Raw genomic sequence first — 20,400 nt, 5'->3', positions numbered from 1 at the left:
AGCTCTATCAGTTTCTCAATTTGCTAATTAATAATAAGACTTCCTACTAAGGGTAAGTCAGTATTATAAATATGACTGACAATATTTTGATAAATCTTAGTCAAACTTAATATTTGAAATAATTACTAAATAAAGCTATTATATTCGGAGATTCATTAAGTTTTGGTGTTTCTTTTCCGTCTCACTTTAATTGGAACGCGTTTTGAAACGTGATCCTTAAAAGAACTAAACACTTAAATTATCTTAATGAAAACGGCTCTACTAGCCTTAGTGATAGCGGGTGCATTTGTAGCGGGACTAACAACTGCAGGTGTAGCGGGCTATGGACCACTAGCGTATATATCATACCATATCATGGTAAGTCAACAACAAGGTCAAGCGCAAGTAATACCAGCATATATTAACTTAGGTAATCTATCTGCTGGGGAAAAGGGAAATACAACTGCTACTGCAGTGATCAACATTTCATCTAATGGAACATATACAATAGATTTGCTCCATGCTGATAAACTTCAAAAGGTTTTCAGCAATTTCACGGTAGAATTGAAGATAAACAACCATACTATAATTCTTACACCAGAAAATGATAGTGAGCATGTCAGTTTAGCGAGTGGGTCCTATAAGGTTTCAATATTAATACTATTCCAAGTATCCCAAGATCCTAGAGGAGATTTAAACGTTAGTAATGAGCCACTACTCATTATCCATCCACAAGGCGATGATAATAGTTAAAAGACAAATATTTTTTATTTTTATTTTTGTAATTCTTTTTCAGTCTCCCTCTTCTTGACTGCCCTATCGTAGATAATCCAGTTCTTATACCATTCCTCATTTTCCTTCTTTAGAAATCCTAGAATTATACCTGTTAATTCCCTTGCTGTCACCTTATCTTTTCCATCCATGTATATTTTTCCGACAGTCATGTAAGCTATCTTCCTAGCTACGTTAACTGGTGCACCTGTTTTTAATACGCTGACTACAATCTTTTCCCGGGGCTACTGGGTATAGTTGTGTGAGAAAATATGTAAGCAGAAGGTTAAAAGTCTTCATCAAGACTCACCTGGAACCTTGAAGCGTGGAGTTGTTTGAGATGATATGAGTAATGCCTTATCACCGACATGGGCCTGAACTTCCAACGCGAATTACTTTCATGGATCGAAACGTAGAGATAGACCTCCAAGGAGCGAAGAGAGGGAAAGTAACCTCCGAGCTCCTCCTCGAACCTAGCCAGGATCGAGTTGAAACTCTCCGACGTGTTATTAGTGTAGAGGTAGTGTCTAATCTCCCTGGGGAAGTTGAGAAAGGAACAATACTTGTCAGCAGCGTCAAGAAGCCTCTTGGCTCGAGCTGGAGAAAAGGGTTGGACAAGTTGGCTGAGGGACAATATAGCCTTCCTTCCCTCCTCCACCTTCCTGGAGGACTTTAGATCCCTAACTCTAATCATTAGTTCCTCCTTCTCCTTGTCTGGGAGGACCCTCATGAGGTTCCTAACCATGTGTGTTATACAGAGCTGGTGTTGAGAGGAGGGAAAGAGCGTGGACACGACGCGATCGAGTCCAGAGAAGTCATCGCTCACGATTACGTCAACCCTGCTGACTCCCCTGCTTACGAGTCCGCTCAAGAAGGACTTCCAACCGTCCAAGTCCTCCCTATCCCTAACTTCGTAGTCCAAGACGAACTTATTCCCTTCTAAGTCAACTCCTATGGCAATGTAAATGGCTCTCTCCATGATCGACTCGCTGATTCTGACCTTTACGATCTTCACATCGATGTAAAGGGCTAGGAGATCGTGAGGTAGTTCGCGGCTCTTGTATTCCTTGAGTTTGTTGGATATTCTCTCGGCAACCCGATTCATTACGATCTCACTATACGGTATTCCCTTGGCTGCTAACACGGCCTTGACTTGGAGTCATGCCTGATAGGCTGCTGGAGGAAGTCCTCGTAATCTGGGCTGGTCCTCTCGTACTTCTCCGGAAGGATCTTGGGTCTGAAGCCACCCTTTCTGGTTCTCGGTACTCTGAGTCTTAATACTCCGTCTCCGGTTCCCAGATATCTGAAGTAGGTCCCGTTCTTGTGGTCGTCCTCAACTTCTAGGTAGGCTTCCCTCTCTTCCATCATGGCCTCTTGCAAGATTATCTCCTCTATTTCCCTTAGGCTAACTCCTTCTTTGATTGCCTTTCTTATCTTTTCTCTTATTTCTTCCATTACCTTCATGGTATTACTCTCCCTTATGGTATTACCCCTTCCGGGGTTATTTTTACTTTTTGTCATTATTTTTCACCTTTTGCTACCACAACTATAACTGGTAGCCCCTATTGTTCCTTTCTCAACTTCCCCAGGGAGATTAGACACTACCTCTACACTAATAACACGTCGGAGAGTTTCAACTCGATCCTGGCTAGGTTCGAGGAGGAGCTCGGAGGTTACTTTCCCTCTCTTCGCTCCTTGGAGGTCTATCTCTACGTTTCGATCCATGAAAGTAATTCGCGTTGGAAGTTCAGGCCCATGTCGGTGATAAGGCATTACTCATATCATCTCAAACAACTCCACGCTTCAAGGTTCCAGGTGAGTCTTGATGAAGACTTTTAACCTTCTGCTTACATATTTTCTTACACAACTATACCCAGTAGCCCCGGGCTACTAATCTAGACCTATCCAAGAGGGAAGTGTTGGATTTGTACAATAAGGTAAGGGGTCCCATAGAGACCTCTTATAGGAACATTAAGGCTTTTCTTCCATTTACTAGTTCTACTAAGTTTGTTTTTCGCACGTTGATCTTCGTGCTGGCCCTTGTACTCTACTCCTTATATACCATATTCAAGGGGGAGGTGGGGAGAGAGGAGTTTAGATTATTATTAATTCTTTTATTTCCTGATTTATTCAATCCAGAGAATTTTACATTTAATATAATTGAAACACTTATTTACACTATAGATTTATTTTTAAGGAGGTGATTTTGGGTCTACCGTGGAGGAGGGAGAGGCTCCAGGGCTACCTCGCGATCTTCACCATCATGACCAACGTCGTCAGGGAGCTGGTGGGGGCTCTTAACCTGAGGAGCGTGGAGGCGTTCCTCAGGTTCGTTGAACGTCATTTAGGCGGACCGCTGGGGCTGATGAAAATCTTTAAGATACGTTAAAGTCCCATAACTGCTGTACATTATCTACTTTCATTTCATTCCCTAGAGATCAAATTGAAAAAATTGAAGAAGCGATACCTCCAGATGAGATATGTAGCTTTGCGAGATATAAGGGAGTTATATTTGCCGGAAGCACGATAGATGGTAAGGTAATGTATTATAATGTGAGGAAAGGGGAGAGATGCCTATTATTAGTTCTTAAAGATGGAAGAAAGGTCTACGTAGGAACGTGAATTATCTAACTAATTAATTCAACTTTTTCATTATTTATTTTTGCCAGAAGGAATTTAACCTCATTGAATTTAAGCGAGTCTATATGAACCTTTACCCCCATCTCGCTAAACATTTTTATAATATTATCATCAATTCCTACTAGCCCCCATCTTGGGATTACATACTCATAATTGTAGTCTAAATTTGGTGTAATCACAGTTTTCTCTAGAATTTCCTTAGCCTTATTTTTATCGTAGGAGTATGTAATATAGACCATAAAGGCGTCCAATTCTCTTTTGCTGTCTAAGCTTTCGATTACTTTATTGTAAGCTTTTTCAACTGACACTCTAAATAAACTTCGTAAATTCTCATATATATTTATGAAGTCCCATCCATATTCTTCTATAAGCTTCTGTACTGCTTCATCTGCTATCGTGTCGTATATTTTCACGTTGTTTATTGAAATCTTGCCAAAGGCATATTTTAAATAATTATAATCATTATTTCCACTTTTCCTATCTTTCAAATAACACGCTTCCAATAGATCTCCATAGAATCCACCCACTTTTACTATACTATCGATGAGACTATACGTTATTATATCAGAATATTTGGATAGTGGGATTATTTTGTAATAGAAATATCGATCAGAATTTATTTTACTGGCTATATCGTCTCCTATCTCCAGCCTTGAGAAATCTACCTTTGAACCTAATTGATCAATTAGTGATATTTCTCCATTTACTGAAGTCAATGTGTAATCATCGAATTCCACCTTATACTTCCTTTTTCCCTTAATTGGCATTACGTACAGTGTGATGATTCTCATATAAAAATTTTTATGAAAGTTAGGTTTTCTCGCGTTATTTGCTTTGTGGATTAGTTGAGATTTCTTAGGTCTTAAGCTAGAAGAAGCAAAATAAATTCTAAATCTTATGTTGGGGAGATTCAAGTGTACATTACGAATTCACTTTATTTCTATAAAACGAGTGAAATAAAAGTTTAGGGACAAACGGTTACAATACCAGAGCTAGGCTCGTAATTACAAAAGTTTTCTCTAACATAAGAAGTGAGAACTTGATAAGGTATGCATATTGAACATACATAGTTTAGAATACTTAAGAACCATAAAAAGACAATTTACATAAATTATGTCTAAGGTATTAAGAAACACTAGTCGTCTTGTAAAGATGAGGAAGAGCTTGTTCACCTAAATAGATCGTATATATATGTTAATATCCTTTAATTTTCTTGCTAATAACGGATTAAAGTGTAGAGATGGTATCGTAATTAAGGTATAAATTCTAGTATTAATTTTCTTCACCATAAGACTGCATCTTGTGAATATTTGATAACCTCTAAACTCCTATTTACAGCTTTTATACTCCTTTTAACGAGCCTATCCATGAACGATGGGTTTAAGGACTCATTAAGGTGAAATAGGAGGCTGAAAAAGCTTTTATTATTGAGGAAGAGGATTGTTGAAAGTTAGACCTGGTACACTCATTGAACTTTAAGTTAATTCAGTAAGAAAAACTCTAAGCTAGCTAGTAATATTTAGCTTAATAGTTACACTTTGAGGTAGACATTCACAAAATCTTCACATTCAATTTCCTAAAATGTTTTTCATCAAAAGTGTAAATCTCGTTGATACCATTTTTCATCATTATAACATAAGCCAGAGCATCATTAATGCTTAGGTTTTCCTCATTGGCTATTTTAACAGCTTCAGTGTAATCTTGCACTGTGACTTCTTTAACGATAATATTCTCGTTGTTAATCACGTTTTCGATAACCTTAATTGAGGTCGTGAGGTTAGATAAGCTCTCAATTACGTTAGCAATTTCAGAGATGTGAACTACAGTAGTTAGAACTTTTTCCTCCCCGTTATCAATTCGCGTCAATATTTCCTTTGCTTTCTCTTTCATTTTCACAATTTTTTCATCAACTGAACGTTTTGGTTTCAGTAATGCATATATGAACACGTTAGAGTCTATAAACTTTACGTTTAAGCTCATGCCAATCACTTGGCAATTCTTCAACATTAATGCTATCAATAAGTTTTGTTAAGTTTGAAACACGGGGGTAAAGCTCAATCCTATCGTCTTTTAGAACTAGGATGAACTCGTCAGTGTTAAACTTGTTCCTCCATTCTTTTGGTATAACTATCCTTCCTTGGATGTCAACTCTCTTTATTACCACTTTCTCCATCTTTTACCAAAGAATAGTCTAATCACCAATAATTAAACTTAACTATCAGAATATCCAGTGTAGATATGCTGCCATCATTTGTATATAAATTTATTAAATGTTCTTTCTTTATAATGAGTAGGAATATTGAATTAACACATTACTATGCGCTAAAAACTCATAGAAATATAAATATAATGTTTTTATCATTAAATACTAAGGGAAATCAATATTTATCAATACAAGGTATACTGGTTGATTTGATCAATTTGCTCGTTTTCAACATCTTAAGTTAAAACTGATCCTTATAAGCCTTTAAAACTATTATGAAAAAGGCTATAATAAGGATCTCTACTTGAGGGCTAAGGAGTATCTGGCAAGGGCTGAGGAGGTGATACGAGGAAAGGATGTGAGTTTTGAGGTTAAAATATTAGTTGTAAGTTGAAGAGTAAGATTGAGATGTATAAGTACAGATTCGGAGAAAGATAAATTCGTAGATATGAGAGTGCCGCCGCGGGGATTTGAACCCCGGAAAATCGGATGTATAAAACGTTAAATTAATAGGTTTGATTTAACGCCTTTGTGTTAAATGATTTATTGAAACAACTACTATGGAGTTTTAACTTAACTTTGTTCTCTTACTATCGCTTATACCTTGAGTATTTGTTAAGGCTGTTAGCATCTCTATGCTGAGTTAAGGAATTTTTCTGTTGCCTCCAGTTTCAAAAAGAGGCCTATTCTTTCAAACTATAACCTAGTTAGGTTAGAAGCAAAATAAGTGATGAGTAATGTTAAGGTATTCCATTATAGTTAACTTTTTTAAAAGATTTCAATTCTTTTATGCTTCAGAGTTTAAAGCCTAAAAGTGTTAAATTGTTGCGTTATGGGGAGAAGAAAGATAATAAGCAAGTTTTTAGGCAAGGAGTGACATTAATGGAGTATGAAGGACAACCGTCAAAGATAATTCAGTGGAGTCAGTTAATAGAGGGTGATCCTTTCGGTGAGCACGAGATAACTTATAGGATAAACTACGGTTCTGAAAGTGTACTTAGAAGTTTTAAAGTGAAGTATTTAGGAAGAGAAGGGGACAAGCATAGAATTTTGATTAAGGAAGGGGTAACGGGATGTGGAACCAAGACTAGAAAGATAGAGAATGGAGGTATTGATACCAGATAAGCTATACCACCCTTACCCTTTGCAACAAAAGAGTGAAGAAGGGAAAGATCCGAATCCGATAGAATTTGAAATATGCCAAGTATTATGTAATTTAATTGCAACTAAAGTAGCTAGTGCAATTGCATGTGATGAAGTATGTGAAGTGGATGTCTGTATAATACTCATTGAGGATCCGATTATATATGCTATATGTTCAGTATCTTGCGATATAATATGCAATGAGGTTTTACAGATTATTCTTACTTAGTCAGACTTTAAAGGGCAAGGTAACTTCATTCAGTATTAACGTCCAAGGTTCACCGCATCTATTCACACTGTATATGAGGTCATTTACTTTCTTAGATATGGAGCGCAAGAACCTCTTTGCGTCCCATGTTAAGGTCTCGAAGTCTGTTAGTATTTCCAAAAAGTTTATAGACTAGTATTTCCAAATTGAATTATACAAGATTTGGTTCAAGCTTATGAGGAAGAGAAGGACGCTAGGATTAAGGAGAGAATTCTCGCAGTAAAGTTGCACTTAGTTGACGGTAAATCGGAGAAGGAAGTTTCGAAAATGCTGAACAAGGGTTATTCCACAATAAAATTGTGGGTTGGCGAGTACAAGAAAGAAGGTCTTAATGGACTAAGAGACAAGCCCAGATCGGGAAGACCGAGAAAAGCTGAGAAAGAAAAACAAATACTGGAAGACCAACCACAAAAGTACGGAATGCAACAAGAATATTGGACAATGAGAACACTAAAAATAAAACAACAAGGAATAGAGTACAAGAAATCAAGATTATACGAGCTAGTTCACGAACTAGGATATAACCTAGTGAAACCTAGACCAACAAACGTTCAAGCGGAAAAGAACATGCGGGAAGACTTTAAAATTGGAAGGAGAGGCGCTGTTCTTTCTAGAGTAGGGCAGTAATTAGTACGTTGATCAAGATGGTTAAGATTGGTAGTAAGCTTGTTATGTGCGTCAATATGGGTTTTTCTTCGGTTCGCGTTTTTCTTGCTATAAACGCTTGGTGATGTAATTACTGGTATCTTCAGTAGGCCTAATTCCGAGTCTTTGAAGTACTTTTTGAGGTATTTTAAGTTTTGGTAATGGAGGGGTTTATATGGATAATTATTCTCCTCACAAGACTAGGCTTGAGGTTTGTGGTAGGAAAGGGTATTCATCCCATTTTTACTCCTAACTACTCGTCTGAGGTTAACATGGTTGAGGTGGTCTTCAAGTCCCTCAAGGACTACATGAGTAATAAAATATTTTATACGATAAAGGACGTTAAAAAACTGTATTAAGTAGTTCTTTGAGGAAAATAAGTATAGGTTTAATCTTAATATAATAACGTACTTAGGATTAGATAAAATTGAGGTCTAAGAATTTTCCAGAAATACTAACGGACTGATATACCGTGGATATTTTTCTCTAACCACCAGTAGCGTAACTGAAGCAAGTAACAGATAGAATAAGTAACTATTTCAATAACTTTTACAAAAAAGTATTAGAAACTTTAATAACTCACCTAAAATCGGTAATTTTCATATTGGTAATTTACCTTTTGTAGGTGAAATGACAGTCAGTTCTTTAGCACTAAATTTGTCCTTAATTTTAGGCCACACTTTCAATATTTTACTCCAATCATTTACATCCTCTGTAACAACTACTTCAACCTCATTTTGTGCAACTAGAGCAGCATGTAGGGAATCGTAATTGACTTCAGCCAACTCGGATATTTCCTTGGCATAACCAAACGTATCCCTATTTAATTTAAGAATTATTATTGGAAGATCTAGATACGAATTAACCGCTTCATACGCTACATTAACATTGATCTTAGCTAAGCTACCGAATAGCTCAAATAAAACAAGATCAGAGCCGTAACCCTCAAATTCGTTAGATATAAGCATTTCCAAAACTTTATAACACTCATCGTAAAACTCTGGGTTTTTTAATGCTACATAAATAAAGATATTAGTATCAATATATACCCGTTTCCCTTTCAATTGCTTTGTTGATCTCTTCAATTTATTTCATAAGCATGATATGATACACTGAGAATTTTTCAGTAATTAATATTTATTTCAACGTTATTCGCAAGCTCACACCCTAATACCCGGAGCTCTACCAACTAAAGAATTAGCCAAGTGGACCATCCATGCATAAGCCCAGAACTTGAGCTTAGCCTCAACCACTTGTCCTAAAAAACTTGTAGCCCTAACAGATTCCCCAAAAGTACGCTTCACAGCAGAGAATAAGGACTCAATCCTCCACCTAACACCATAACCCTTCTCCTCCCTCCAACGATTATAACCCAACCTCTTGAACTCCCTTACAGCCTTTCTCCTGGCAGGATGGCCACGCCTAGTAGAAGCGTTCTTCCTAGGTGGGACAACAATCTCAACCCCAGTCTTGTAAACCTCATTAGCATCATAAGCTTTATCTCCATAAAACTTCTTGACCTTCTTTCCCTTATCTTGTAAATCCTTAACTGTCTTAACTGCAGTCTCAACCTCGTTGCTGGTTACTTCAGCGTTTATTACGTTGAATTGGTCCTTATCAATTACTATTTCGATTTTGAGGAATTTTGAGTCCTTGGTTTTACCCCATTTTGCTATAATGTATTGTCCTCCCTTGTTTGTGCTTATTCCCGTTGCGTCTGCTATTACTTCAAGTTGGTCATTTGCCTCTGGGAATTTTATGTTCATGTTTCTTACTCTTTCCCATATTGTTGAGTAGTCTAGGCTTGTTGGGATGATTTTCAGTCTCTCTAGTGCTCTCAATACTCCTTCTATGGCCCTATAAGGTAGGAAGGTGTGGAGGAATGCTAGGAATTCGTTGAACTCCTTTGGTGCCTTGTAGGTTTTCTTGGCATTCCTATTCTCCTCTGCTAGTAAATCCCACCAGTGTTCGAAGACGTAGAAGGGGAACATTAGGGTATATCTCGTTATAACGTTCTCGTCGTACTTGGCCAATCCCTCTTGTACTTACTCTTTCCCATGGGTAATACTCGGTATAATTATTTATAAATTTTTGTATAATTCTGAAGTAGCCCACAAAGCACCTTTCAATAGATTCTTCAACAAGTTTCACCGCATCAATGGCTCTCGGTCCTCCAAGATATCTGTCAGCAAGCGTGGATAACCTTTTTAACGCATCTTGTGCTCTTACAGGTTCCATTATTATCTTACCGTCCTCAACTTTCACAATTAGCTTGTCCCCCATCTTTATTCCTAAGGCTTCCCTAACCTCCTTAGGGATTGTAACTTGGTATTTTCTCGTGACCACAGTTTCTGGCATACAGTAGTATAATAGTACTCTTAAATATTTAAACTGTTCTATCATGATCAGGGGAAGGAAGGCTGTCATTAAGAAGTTTTTATATTATTAAAAAAATAATCTTTATTTCAATATGGCTTTTTATCAATTTGATGGTTTTATGGAACGTAATAGTTCTAATTTATTTTAGCATATTTACTAGCATCCTCTCAAGGAATGTTTATAGTCAAGGTATGCTGAAGTTGCAAGATAGTAAGGGTTAAAACGTTATTATATTCTTGCGCAAATTAGTATTGGACTCTAAAAACGCATTAACACTTACGCTCAACCGTGCACAATGAATCACTTTTAGTAAAGTTCTTTCAGGATGTAATACATTTATTACACGGACGTAAGGTTTATAATATACGGCGAGAACAATAAAATATGCCAATAATTAGTAAAGGATTGATGATGAGTTGAAGAAAAATATGGATGAGCTCAGTTAAATTAACTGGAGTGATGTAATAAGGAGGAAAATTGAAGAGGTTATTGAAGAGGAGGAGAGGAAGAAAAAGAGGGGGAAGGATTATAAGAGAATTGCTGAAGCCTCAATCAAGTCATACGAATTCTTTCTGAATTATGGAGGAAAGAAGTCTGAGGAGGTTATAAGGGAATGGCGTGATAAGAATTGGCAGTTGTAGATGCCTCAGTAGTAATAAAGTGGTTCGCTAACGAGAATTACAGTAAAGAAGCACTTTTAGTAAGAGAAGCTTACGTTAAGGGTTTGGAAGACTTATCAGCCCCTTGAATTCTCCCCTTTGAGGTATTAGATGGGCTAAAATACACATACGGTTTGGGAGAAAAGGAATTACAAGAGGTGGGTAAGATCTTATCCGATTTTCAAATAACCCTCTATCCTCTTGACGAGATATTAAACGATACTGTCTCCCTATCCCTTAAATACGGAATAACTATTTACGATTCAGCATACATATCTCTTGGAAAAGTTCTAGGAGAGAAAGTTTACACTGCTGATGAAAAATTGCTCAGAAAGGTAAGCGATCTACCTTTCGTTCACCACATTAGAGATTTCAGAATTTAATGAGCATACATACTATTTGTAATAAACTTAACCTTTAACATTTTCTAGTCCTTGAAGCTTATTAGAGCATTTTCTAATCATAAGCTAGATAATCAAATTTATAGTCGATTTTAGATTTTTAAAGTGTTAAGCTACCCAGTAAACCAGATACATTAGATATTTTATCCTAAAAAGCAGAAATTGTTTAGGGGAAAGCAATGAATGAAAAAAAAGACTGTCCTTCTCTAAATGGCTAGGTTTAGCATTACTGTTTATAGGCTTACCTATAGCAATAGCCTTTATATTATCGTTTTCCATCACTTACTACTTATTGCATAACTTGACGTTAGCCAATATTCTTATTATTATAATTCCCTTGGCAGTGTTTGCGACTTCATCAAGTTACTTTGATAGATACCTTAGAAGCCATGGTCTTATATCCCCCTTTATGAAAAAAGTGACAATTACAATCTTACCGGATAGCGGGCAACCGATTGATGAAAGATACATTAAGGGCTTTGAGGCTAATCTCAAGTTTGCTAAGGGTGAGGAATATATCAAGCAGTTAGCTATGATTGGTATGGTGTATTTGCAAAACGCTGTAGCTTATGATAACAAGGATCTCTACTTGAGGGCTAAGGAATACTTATCAAGGGCTGAGGAGGCCATGGAGGGGAAGAGTGTAAGCTTCGAGACTAAAGCACTTGTTGAGAATTTGAAGAGTAAAATTAAGACTTACAAGTATAGATTCGGAGAAAGATAAAAGCTTAAACTTATACGATGTTATTAAGATATTATTATTTAATCCTTACTTTTTAGCAGTTCCTCATCGAGAAAACTGTCCGAAATTATCAGCAAATTTAGTTAAGGTGCCGCCGCAGGGGATTTGAACCCCAGAAAACTTGTTCTTAACTCTAGCAATGCTCCTAGTAACAAAATCCCATTGGCTTGTTAACTCCCTAACATCACTCATTGCAAACTCACTACATTACAACTAGTTCAACAAGTTTAGCATCATTCTTGTCGCTCTTCTTCCCCCAAAATCCTTGAACTTCTTGAGTATGAAGGAATTAATAATCCTCACGTCGTACTCTTTACCCAAGTACTTGGTGAGGTTAATGTGGTAAACTCCGGTACTTTCTATACCTCTCTTACAGCCCTTAGGCAAGATCTTCCTTATCTCCTCAAACGCTTGCCTATCATTTGGTAACTCGTAGAATTTATCTTGGAAATATATGACTAGTTTGTCTTTTGATACATCTATTCCTGCAATTGGGGCCTCCGTGTATATTCACCCTTATTCGGGCTTTAAGCCCAACTTCCGGTCCGAATTGGAGGTAAAGCTCACCGTTGAGCTTTACGCTCAAGGAAGTCAACGGTCTACACCCCAGTCAGATCTGTATTACACAGATCTGACTAATATGTTTTATATAAGGAAGTCAGTTTTCCTTTTAGTTCTAAAAATTCTCGTTTACGCGAATGCTATTTGTTATAGTAATTTGTGATAGAGTAAATTTCTCTCCCCATTTTCTAAGTTCATCGAATACTCTCTTCAGTTCCTTACCTTTATCTGTTAATTCATAAACTATTATAACCGGGTGAGAGTTTATAATTTTCCTCTCAATTATTCCGTAATTTTCCAATTCTTTTAGTGTCTTTGAGAGGGTTTTGGAGCTTAACAAGGTAAGCTTTTGAAGCTCATTAAATCGTTTCGGTCCTTCGAGTAGATACCTTATTGTTAACAGCTTTGGTTCACTTCCTATTACAGCTATTGCGGAAACTATTGGGCATATTTCCTTTGGTTTATTAGATTTAGAAACTCTCATTATTTACACTTAACGAAGTTACGTCTTATATACTTTATGTGCTATAATCTTCTTTTTCTTATTGCTACTATTGATGCAATAGCCAACAAAATTACAACTATTCCAGCGATTAAAACAAGATTACTAGCTCCATATGGTATTAAAGCTTGATTAGTTTGTGTTGTAGTTAGTAATGGATGGTTAGAGTAGACAATATAATACGTTTCACTAGGCCTAGAAGCTACTATGTATAAGGTATTATTACGCATGAAAAAGTCTGTTTCATTTACAAATAATATTGAACCATTAGGCAACTCTTTTAATATGAAAAATGTATAATTATATTTAGGAGTTATCGGTATTAGTGAGATTGATGAGTTAAGGGAGACAATTATTTTTTCTGCTAAGAATACTGTGTTTTGAATTGTAATATTGGAAACAGATATATTTTTTGGATATGAGATTTGAATATCATAGACACTACCATTATTAAAAGCTAAGAACACACTTGATGTATTTTCAGTACTAAATAATAACCCTATTTGTTTACTAACATCTACGAAGTAAGAAAACGCAATATTATCAGTACTTTCCACACTGTTATTCCCAATTCCCAATATTATTGTCATATTGTTAATTGTTGTAGTAATGACGTACTTAGGTGTATAGTATTCTGCGTTAAGATTCTTCAAGATCAATAGTCTTGGTCCATTTACCTCTAGGAATCCTGCAATAGTACCATCAATTCCAAAGAACTCTACTGCTGTGATATTACCTGATTTCCATACCATCGAGGGTAATAACGTATTATTGAAAAAAGATGACATTGAGATGTAAAAGTCACTTATATTTTCAAATGATCTATACGGTATAGGTAATTCAGTTGAAATCGTTATTTGGCGATAAGAGTTGAATGTAAGCATTGTATAGTTTAGGCCTATAAGGGGAACTGAGAGTTTTAGGTTGGTCCCAATTGAAACGTTTAAGCTATATGTTGAAGAACCGTTTAGGTATTGTAATTCTAGAGTTCCAGTCCCATTTACATAAGCGTAAGCCGAAATAAAGGCTGGTTTTGATAGATACCCGGCCCATATTACTTCTTGTAAACCTGGGGTATAAAGTATGGCCTTAATTAATTGTGGAATGCCGCTATATATTTTTAGTTTTTCTCCAATTATTGTAACATTTATGATTGAGTTGTTATAATATACTAAACCCAACGGTTTAAGCAAATATGTGGTTTTATTATAGTTGATTACTATCTGTGATACATTGCTGTAGAGTATCTTGTCCTCAACTCCACTTACCACGGTGTAATTTAGATAGTTACCATTTTGCATTAAGTATGTCGAATATTGTTGGATAATTACTTGTTCTTTTTGTATATTAGCATGTTCTAGAGGTATAATACCCAATGATATCAGAAATAAGAATAAAATAAAATACATTATAAATCTATTTTTCATCTTCTCCTTTTCCGGATTATCCCATTTAAATTCATCTACTAAATTAGTACTAAAAAATATTTATAATATGGAATTAGATTGTTGTCAATATTTAATTCGTTGTGATTTTAACAATTTACTTCAGTAAGATAACCTACCATATTGCCAGATCAAGTGCCAACAGATTAACTGCCTTAGCGGCATCTCTTATAGATATTACTCCGACTAGCTCCCCATTTTGTCCAACTACTGCTAGATGTCTAACGTTATTTTGATACATGATTATCAATGCCTCTGTAATATCCTTATTTGGGGCAATAGTTATCAAACCTTTAGTCATGATTGTAGAAACGGGAGAGTCTAATAATATCTCATCGGCTACCGCTCTCAAAATATCCCTTTCAGTAACTATCCCAATCGGCCTATTTGTCTCGTCTACTATTATAAGTGAGCCTAGATTTTCCTTTTTCATAATCTTCGCAGCATCTCGTATACTTATTTCAGCTTTGGCTGTAACTGGGTTTCTAACAATCAAATCTGCAACATACATAATATTATATAAACTCGATTAGACTATTTATTTTTTCTCTAATATATGGAAATATCACACAACATCATGCCATGTTTGAACTCTAACTTCCTCTGCCCTATCCCATTTGTCGTATGGTTTTATATCGAGAACTGGAGTATTGTTAAATGCATTTATGCCCTTGGCTATTATTATATTATCTTTAATTTCAATCAATTCGGCTACAGATATACCTATAGGATTCGGCCTAAATTGGGATCTGGTTGCAAAAACTCCTACCATAACTCCTTCCCTTTCTTTCAATAATCTTCCATCAAAGTTAGCTAAATGTAAATGATAAAGGACTATAATGTGCGAGAACTCCTCTAATCCTTTTAACCTCTCCTCATATTCCTCATTTATATGGATTTCCACGGTTGCATTTCTAGATGCGGAATTGTCATTTCTCTTTATAAAACCTATATACTTAAAGCAAGCTTCCATTAATATAGTTCTGTGCTTGAAACTATTAACCTTACTAAGATTTATAGAGACGGGACTATAGCATTGGATAATTTAACGTTTATTGCGAATAGTAGAATAGTTACGCTTTTAGGTAGGAATGGGGCCGGTAAGACAACGCTAACTAGAATTCTTTCTACTCAATTATTACCCACTAGCGGAATTGCGAGGATCGAAGGTTTTGATGTAGTGAAAGACGCTAAGAAAGTTAGAAAAATAATAGCTTCAATACCCCAAGAGGCTAAATCAATAGGCATAGCTAGTCCTATGGAACACTTAGTCATGTACTTAACAGCTAGAGGATTATCGTTTAAAGAGGCTACCGAAATTTCTAGGAGTGCTCTCAAAGAAGTCGGGCTATGGGAAGTTAAAGATAAACCAAGTGATGAACTTTCAGGTGGAATGAAGAGGAAGATTTTTGTCGCTATGGCTTTAGCATCAAATGCTGAGTTAGTACTACTGGATGAACCTACTACAGGGTTAGATCCATATTCTAGGTTAGAAGTCTGGTCTGTGTTAAAGAGTATAAAGAGTAAGATTTTGTTAACTACACATTATATGGAAGAGGCTGAAGAGCTTTCGGATGAGGTAATCCTTTTGCATAAGGGTAAACTCATAGCTAAAGGAAGCATAAAGGAACTTTTGGCTAAATTTGATAATAAGGTTAGAGTGGAGGGAATTGGTGAGTATAAGATAGGAAGATTAAGGATTAGTTATGTGGATAGGAATGAAGCATCTGATTATGTAGGAAAATATGTTATTAAGCCAATTACGTTGGAGGATCTGTTCATAATTTACGGAGGTGAGAGTCTTGAGGAGTAGTTTTCTGTTAGCTTTTACAATATTTTATGGATGGTCCTCAATAAGGAGAGGATTTGTGTACGTATTAACTTATCTCAGTATACCTCTAGCTGAATTATTTTTAATATATATTATCACGAGGGGGGATTTCGTAAAGTTCGCCATCGTTGGAGGATTAATTAGCGTTATGGCCAATAACGGATTTTCACTAATTGGCGATCTAGTGTTCTTAAGACTTGAAAGTAGACTTCAAGATTTATTGGTTGCAACTAGCATAGGGCCTAGTGACTATATCATGGGATTAATGCTTGCAAATTTACTATATTCCTCCCCAGGTGTTATACTATACATTATGCTTGCAGTAATTTACCACGTTTTGACTTTAACCAACTTCATACCATTATTAATTGATGTCACTCTTCTCCTGTTCTCAACATCCTCCATAGGGTTCTTCTTAGCTAGTCTAGTTCCTCATACGAGATATGGTTGGGGTCTTGCTGGTCTTTTATCTAGCATTTTAACTATAATACCACCAGTATTTTATCCTTATACATTCCTCCCTAAGTCTCTTTACATTCCCTTGCTTATATTGCCAACTACAGCTTCTGCAATATTCTCACAAGGAATCACAAATTTGGTAAATACAAGCGTAGAAATGTTAGTTGTATCGTTTCTAGTTCTGTTACTCGAATCTATATTGTTCTTTTTCCTCTCTGTTAGATTTAGCAGATGGAGAGAAAGATGATAACAAAGAGGAATTAGACTTAACTTCATACTCTATAAATACATAACCACAATTAGGGCACTTTTTCACAACCTTATTATTAACGTGTTCCACTAAGATTTCAACAACCTTACCGCATTTAGGACAAGTTCTTCTAGCCATAGAATACCTCTTTTTTCTATCATCTTTTTAAGCATTTTTCCATTTGATAAGATGTAGAGGTAGCAGCGCATAAAAATTAATTGGAACTGTTTTGAGTTTCTAATTATGAACATAAGCAAACTTCTTCAGCTACCACTAACTGATGATAGTGAGAGCGATGCTGCAGTTGTAGTATTAATAGCTAAAGGCCAGTATATCTTGTTGATAAAAAGAGTTATTAACCCAAAGGACCCATGGTCAGGTCAAATGGCGTTGCCAGGTGGTCATAGAGAAGATAATGAGACTACTCTTAAAGCAGCTATTAGAGAATGTGAGGAGGAAATTGGAATCAGGCCAAATATAAGGTCCAGTCTAGGAGTATTCTCACCTAATAATGCTAGAATAAAAGTTAGGGCATATATTGCATTACTTGATGAGCTAATAGAACCAAGGCCAAATCCAGCGGAGGTGGATAAGGTATTTTGGGTTCACGAGAGTGAATTTGCAAGGGGCGATAACGCGTTTTATTATAAGCAATATAGAATTTGGGGGATGACGTATAGGATACTTTCTAAATTGTTTGAAATAGCTGAACTTAAAATTTAAATTTTATATATAGTTAACGGCAATTGAATGATAAGAGCTGAGATTCCAATATCGTTATATAAAACTTTTCAAGAGGCAATAAAAGATATAGTAGTCAGTGATATGGAAGATGTTGTCCTAATATCGTTAGACGATTCTTTAATTGAAATAAGAAGTTACATTGGCTTTGGACTTAGTAATACCACTTTCTACTATGGACAGGAAAAACTATGTGAGATTTTTGATTTAAATGAAGTCCATGACTACGTTAATCAAGGTCTCTACAAGTTTAATGAATATAAGGAATCTGTAAAGTATTGTTTGTTTTCAATTTCAAAATTTGTTAAGGAGAAATCTATTGGGGTTTCTTCCAAGAAATTTCTTTACGTTAATTCTGAAATTTTTGTTAGTATAATCAATATTATTGAAAAGAATTATCCAATAATTGGTAGGAATAAAATTGAAGATCAATTTCAATATTTGATAAAGGCTAATGATAAGATAATAATGTTAAGCCTAATAGTCTCTTCAATAGAAAGCAAGAAAATTTACGCTTTTGCTAATATCGAAGATGGAGACGATAGTAGGCAAATAGCTATCCTATTCTACGATAAGATATACTATGTTGATAGGTTAAAATTTGAGACTATTAATAACATCGAGACTGGGATAAATAAGATAATTGATTATATAATTAATTATGACGAGAGTAAGGAGGAAGAAACTGATAATTATTTGTTGCTAACGATAAACAGCATAGGGACTCTATTCGAAAGGTTTATTTTTATAAGGAACATTATAGACGCTATTAGTGATATCGCTTCTGACGTTAATCTAAGGATAAATTTTGATTACTTTGAAGGAGGGGATTTTGATCTAAAACTAATGAAAGGTGCAAATATTATTAGCGTTGGTAAGGTTAAAGATAATAAAATTCTTACAATAAATGGTTATGAAATAATAAATGATGCATATAGTGCAATTAGAAGATTAATAGAAATTGGGATTGAGAAAATGAGGAAAGAAGCTATTCACTCCTACTACAAATTCTCTTTCCTTTTCTCTTGATAAATACATCGCAGCCATTATGTGAAATCCAAAATTTAACTAGATCTCCTTCGCGTGAGATGAAAGAAGCATACTCATCTTCAGTGTTCAACCACATTGCATACCTTCCATCTATAGTGTCCATATGAGATTTGAATTCCATAATTCCTATTTCATCTAGAACTCTTTTAGCTAAAACGATTTTATTAAGCCACTATTTTACGAAATTTACCTTGTCCTTAGCTTCCTTTAGTCCAAAATATTTATAATAAAATAGTGATGGTGTATATACTGCCTCTAATACGGAGTTGTCACCAATAAAATAGATTTCTATATTATATTTTATAAGAAACGGAATTATTTCATCTATTTTATCCATTATCTCATCAAAGATATCTATCTCGTAAGCAAACCTATATTTCGCTAATTCCGAAATGATATCGTCAACCTGTTCACAGTGACCGTTTTGACATCTAGATAACAACAACCCATTATTCCTCGTATATTCAAACACATAATAAAATTCCCTACCCTTACAATGTATCAGTTTATCTTTATTTACGCAGTAAACGTATCTTGACATAAATATACTCTCGATAAAAAACTATTTTTATGATTTATCCACTTTATCTATTAATGGAGTGGATTGATGAATTAGCCAGAATCGTAAAGATATCTGACGGAAAAAATGATGATTCTACTCGATGGAAAATTACAGTCATACCACAAACTTACGAAGAACTTAGGGACGTAATTAAGTTTGCTAATGAGAGGAAGTTATCTATTTACCCTTTTTCATTCAATATGCATCATATAGGTCCTCCTATTAATACCGATATAGGAGTTAAATTAAGCCAATTTAATAACGTTATTGAAATTTCAGACGAGGATCTTTATGTCACATCGCAAGTTGGAGTAAAAGTTTCCGATTTATTTGAAATGATAAAAGCTAATGGCTTATTTCTTCCAGCATATTATGATGGATCCTTAGGAGGATTATTGGCAACCAACTTACCTACACCTTTCTCTTCATTTTACGGCTATCCTAAAAACTTAATATTAATGGCTAAGATAATCACTGGAGACGGTATTATAGCTAAGGGTGGTGGTAGGACCCTTAAGTTCTCTTCCGGATATAAAATACACAAAATTCTATCTGGTATGCTAGGTTGGTTAGGTATTTATCTGGAGGCGACACTAAAGGTATACCCATTTCCAGAAGTGATTGCTACATTTCAGACCGATAAAGTTGCCTTAATTAGTAAATATAGACCAATTTCCATAATATATGAAGTTGATGAGAAAGGTGAGAGGACTCACGTTACATTTATCGGATTTAGAAAAGCAATGAACAAAATAGAGGAGGAGATTGGAGTAAAAGGACAAGATGGTTTCTATGATATAAACTATGTTGAGAATGAAAGGATTGTTTCAATCCATACCGTAAGAGGGAGAGAAGTTGAAGAGATTAAGAGGGCTAAAAGTATTATGAAGGTTAAAAGGGCAATAGGAATAATTGGGACTGGGTATTGTAGATTGGAAATAGCTTCATTTGACAATCTTGAGGTATTAAGACGAGAAATAAGCGGACATGTGGTTGTTGAAAAAGGGGATTATAAGGGAGATTACTGGGGAATTAATGATAAAGGAATATTGCGCAAGCTAAAGGAAGCTTTTGATCCCAATAATACTCTTCTACCCGGATTATTACTTTAGTAACTAAGTTTATATAAGGCAAAGAGAAAATAGAAAGGGTATTTTATAAACTATCTT

The 20,400-nt window shown here is 35.4% G+C and carries 20 protein-coding genes and 11 pseudogenes; 15 read left to right on the top strand and 16 right to left on the bottom strand.

All coding sequences use genetic code 11. The features are described from left to right. Positions 1 to 246: 246 nt before the first annotated feature. A complete protein-coding gene (locus YN1551_RS02915; protein ID WP_012714253.1) occupies positions 247 to 732 on the top strand; it encodes a hypothetical protein in 486 nt (161 codons plus the stop codon). Positions 733 to 752: 20 nt separating this feature from the next. On the opposite strand, the gene YN1551_RS02910 is transcribed toward YN1551_RS02915, so the two are convergent. Both YN1551_RS02910 and YN1551_RS02905 read right to left on the bottom strand, forming a co-directional pair. Beyond that, a complete protein-coding gene (locus YN1551_RS02910; RefSeq protein WP_048052279.1) occupies positions 753 to 983 on the bottom strand; it encodes a hypothetical protein in 231 nt (76 codons plus the stop codon). Positions 984 to 1,036: 53 nt separating this feature from the next. Next, a pseudogene (locus tag YN1551_RS02905) lies at positions 1,037 to 2,271 on the bottom strand (IS256-like element ISC1332 family transposase). A gap of 42 nt (positions 2,272 to 2,313) precedes the next feature. On the opposite strand from YN1551_RS02905, the pseudogene YN1551_RS16500 reads away from it, so the two are divergent. The 4 genes and pseudogenes from YN1551_RS16500 to YN1551_RS17390 form a co-directional block, all read left to right on the top strand. Next, positions 2,314 to 2,589 (top strand): annotated as a pseudogene (locus YN1551_RS16500) (transposase); the annotation flags it as partial. Between the two features lie 44 nt (positions 2,590 to 2,633). Further along, a pseudogene (locus YN1551_RS02890) lies at positions 2,634 to 2,954 on the top strand (ISH3 family transposase); the annotation flags it as partial. A gap of 17 nt (positions 2,955 to 2,971) precedes the next feature. Next, a pseudogene (locus YN1551_RS15710) lies at positions 2,972 to 3,139 on the top strand (IS701 family transposase); the annotation flags it as partial. Positions 3,140 to 3,171: 32 nt separating this feature from the next. Next, positions 3,172 to 3,372 carry a hypothetical protein gene (locus YN1551_RS17390; protein WP_048052277.1) on the top strand — a complete coding sequence of 67 codons (201 nt, stop codon included), beginning with the start codon at positions 3,172 to 3,174 and terminating at the stop codon, positions 3,370 to 3,372. A gap of 5 nt (positions 3,373 to 3,377) precedes the next feature. Here the strand turns inward: YN1551_RS17390 and YN1551_RS02880 are convergent, their stop codons facing one another. The 3 genes from YN1551_RS02880 to YN1551_RS02870 form a co-directional block, all read right to left on the bottom strand. Continuing rightward, a complete protein-coding gene (locus YN1551_RS02880) occupies positions 3,378 to 4,304 on the bottom strand; it encodes a hypothetical protein (protein WP_012717167.1) in 927 nt (308 codons plus the stop codon). 637 nt (positions 4,305 to 4,941) lie between these two features. Further along, positions 4,942 to 5,370 carry a type II toxin-antitoxin system VapC family toxin gene (locus YN1551_RS02875; RefSeq protein ID WP_012714256.1) on the bottom strand — a complete coding sequence of 143 codons (429 nt, stop codon included), beginning with the start codon at positions 5,368 to 5,370 and terminating at the stop codon, positions 4,942 to 4,944. After that, positions 5,339 to 5,563, bottom strand: a complete 225-nt coding sequence (locus YN1551_RS02870; RefSeq protein ID WP_012714257.1) for an AbrB/MazE/SpoVT family DNA-binding domain-containing protein — start codon at positions 5,561 to 5,563, stop codon at positions 5,339 to 5,341. The genes YN1551_RS02875 and YN1551_RS02870 overlap by 32 nt, the downstream gene beginning before the upstream one ends. A gap of 912 nt (positions 5,564 to 6,475) precedes the next feature. Between YN1551_RS02870 and YN1551_RS17385 the strand changes: the two genes are divergently transcribed. Then, entirely contained in the window at positions 6,476 to 6,718 is a 243-nt protein-coding gene (locus YN1551_RS17385; protein ID WP_238527870.1) for a hypothetical protein, read from the top strand. A 247-nt stretch (positions 6,719 to 6,965) separates the two neighbouring features. On the opposite strand, the pseudogene YN1551_RS16495 reads toward YN1551_RS17385, so the two are convergent. Then, a pseudogene (locus YN1551_RS16495) lies at positions 6,966 to 7,127 on the bottom strand (IS630-like element ISC1078 family transposase); the annotation flags it as partial. 30 nt (positions 7,128 to 7,157) lie between these two features. Here YN1551_RS16495 and YN1551_RS15705 point away from each other — a divergent pair. Continuing rightward, a pseudogene (locus YN1551_RS15705) lies at positions 7,158 to 8,087 on the top strand (IS630 family transposase). A gap of 161 nt (positions 8,088 to 8,248) precedes the next feature. Here the strand turns inward: YN1551_RS15705 and YN1551_RS02845 are convergent. From YN1551_RS02845 to YN1551_RS02835, 3 genes and pseudogenes are all read right to left on the bottom strand, one after another. Further along, complete coding sequence (locus YN1551_RS02845; RefSeq protein WP_012717162.1) at positions 8,249 to 8,734, bottom strand: type II toxin-antitoxin system VapC family toxin; 486 nt, start codon at positions 8,732 to 8,734, stop codon at positions 8,249 to 8,251. A gap of 75 nt (positions 8,735 to 8,809) precedes the next feature. Continuing rightward, a pseudogene (locus YN1551_RS02840) lies at positions 8,810 to 9,708 on the bottom strand (IS5 family transposase). Positions 9,709 to 9,770: 62 nt separating this feature from the next. Continuing rightward, a pseudogene (locus YN1551_RS02835) lies at positions 9,771 to 10,052 on the bottom strand (AbrB/MazE/SpoVT family DNA-binding domain-containing protein); the annotation flags it as partial. Positions 10,053 to 10,412: 360 nt separating this feature from the next. On the opposite strand from YN1551_RS02835, the pseudogene YN1551_RS17380 reads away from it, so the two are divergent. From YN1551_RS17380 to YN1551_RS02825, 3 genes and pseudogenes are all read left to right on the top strand, one after another. Beyond that, a pseudogene (locus YN1551_RS17380) lies at positions 10,413 to 10,669 on the top strand (VapB-type antitoxin). Further along, positions 10,657 to 11,070: pseudogene (locus YN1551_RS17275) on the top strand (type II toxin-antitoxin system VapC family toxin). The pseudogenes YN1551_RS17380 and YN1551_RS17275 overlap by 13 nt, the downstream one beginning before the upstream one ends. A gap of 214 nt (positions 11,071 to 11,284) precedes the next feature. Next, positions 11,285 to 11,812, top strand: a complete 528-nt coding sequence (locus tag YN1551_RS02825; RefSeq protein WP_048052273.1) for a hypothetical protein — start codon at positions 11,285 to 11,287, stop codon at positions 11,810 to 11,812. Between the two features lie 138 nt (positions 11,813 to 11,950). On the opposite strand, the pseudogene YN1551_RS15695 reads toward YN1551_RS02825, so the two are convergent. From YN1551_RS15695 to tsaA, 5 genes and pseudogenes are all read right to left on the bottom strand, one after another. Next, positions 11,951 to 12,340, bottom strand: a pseudogene (locus YN1551_RS15695) (IS110 family transposase); the annotation flags it as partial. A gap of 166 nt (positions 12,341 to 12,506) precedes the next feature. Then, on the bottom strand, positions 12,507 to 12,875 hold the full coding sequence (locus tag YN1551_RS02820; protein WP_012712155.1) for a winged helix-turn-helix transcriptional regulator: 369 nt from the start codon (positions 12,873 to 12,875) through the stop codon (positions 12,507 to 12,509). Between the two features lie 41 nt (positions 12,876 to 12,916). After that, the gene (locus tag YN1551_RS02815; RefSeq protein ID WP_012717160.1) at positions 12,917 to 14,320 is read right to left on the bottom strand and encodes a hypothetical protein; all 1,404 of its coding nucleotides are present in this window, start codon (positions 14,318 to 14,320) and stop codon (positions 12,917 to 12,919) included. 133 nt (positions 14,321 to 14,453) lie between these two features. Beyond that, entirely contained in the window at positions 14,454 to 14,849 is a 396-nt protein-coding gene (locus YN1551_RS02810) for a CBS domain-containing protein (RefSeq protein WP_012712157.1), read from the bottom strand. Between the two features lie 54 nt (positions 14,850 to 14,903). Beyond that, the gene (gene tsaA, locus YN1551_RS02805; RefSeq protein WP_012717159.1) at positions 14,904 to 15,311 is read right to left on the bottom strand and encodes a tRNA (N6-threonylcarbamoyladenosine(37)-N6)-methyltransferase TrmO; all 408 of its coding nucleotides are present in this window, start codon (positions 15,309 to 15,311) and stop codon (positions 14,904 to 14,906) included. A gap of 12 nt (positions 15,312 to 15,323) precedes the next feature. Between tsaA and YN1551_RS02800 the strand changes: the two genes are divergently transcribed. From YN1551_RS02800 to YN1551_RS02785, 4 genes are all read left to right on the top strand, one after another. Then, entirely contained in the window at positions 15,324 to 16,151 is an 828-nt protein-coding gene (locus YN1551_RS02800; RefSeq protein WP_012712159.1) for an ABC transporter ATP-binding protein, read from the top strand. Beyond that, on the top strand, positions 16,132 to 16,875 hold the full coding sequence (locus YN1551_RS02795) for an ABC transporter permease (protein WP_012712160.1): 744 nt from the start codon (positions 16,132 to 16,134) through the stop codon (positions 16,873 to 16,875). Before YN1551_RS02800 ends, YN1551_RS02795 begins: the two co-directional genes overlap by 20 nt. Positions 16,876 to 17,121: 246 nt before the next feature. Continuing rightward, positions 17,122 to 17,601: an NUDIX hydrolase gene (locus YN1551_RS02790; protein ID WP_012712163.1), complete on the top strand. Its 480-nt coding sequence runs from the start codon at positions 17,122 to 17,124 to the stop codon at positions 17,599 to 17,601. A 27-nt stretch (positions 17,602 to 17,628) separates the two neighbouring features. Then, on the top strand, positions 17,629 to 18,648 hold the full coding sequence (locus tag YN1551_RS02785) for a hypothetical protein (RefSeq protein ID WP_012717158.1): 1,020 nt from the start codon (positions 17,629 to 17,631) through the stop codon (positions 18,646 to 18,648). On the opposite strand, the gene YN1551_RS17375 is transcribed toward YN1551_RS02785, so the two are convergent. Beyond that, positions 18,608 to 18,790 carry a hypothetical protein gene (locus YN1551_RS17375; protein WP_012717157.1) on the bottom strand — a complete coding sequence of 61 codons (183 nt, stop codon included), beginning with the start codon at positions 18,788 to 18,790 and terminating at the stop codon, positions 18,608 to 18,610. The genes YN1551_RS02785 and YN1551_RS17375 overlap by 41 nt on opposite strands. Before the next feature lie 51 nt (positions 18,791 to 18,841). Continuing rightward, positions 18,842 to 19,210, bottom strand: a complete 369-nt coding sequence (locus YN1551_RS02780; RefSeq protein ID WP_012716556.1) for a hypothetical protein — start codon at positions 19,208 to 19,210, stop codon at positions 18,842 to 18,844. Between the two features lie 53 nt (positions 19,211 to 19,263). On the opposite strand from YN1551_RS02780, the gene YN1551_RS02775 reads away from it, so the two are divergent. Next, positions 19,264 to 20,343 (top strand): FAD-binding oxidoreductase, encoded by a 1,080-nt coding sequence (locus tag YN1551_RS02775; RefSeq protein WP_048052037.1) that lies wholly within the window; start codon positions 19,264 to 19,266, stop codon positions 20,341 to 20,343. The last annotated feature ends 57 nt before the right edge of the window (positions 20,344 to 20,400 follow it).

Origin of the sequence: Sulfolobus islandicus Y.N.15.51 (assembly GCF_000022485.1) — an archaeon.
Lineage (GTDB): Archaea > Thermoproteota > Thermoprotei_A > Sulfolobales > Sulfolobaceae > Saccharolobus > Saccharolobus islandicus.
This window is presented reverse-complemented; position numbering and strand designations above follow the sequence as displayed.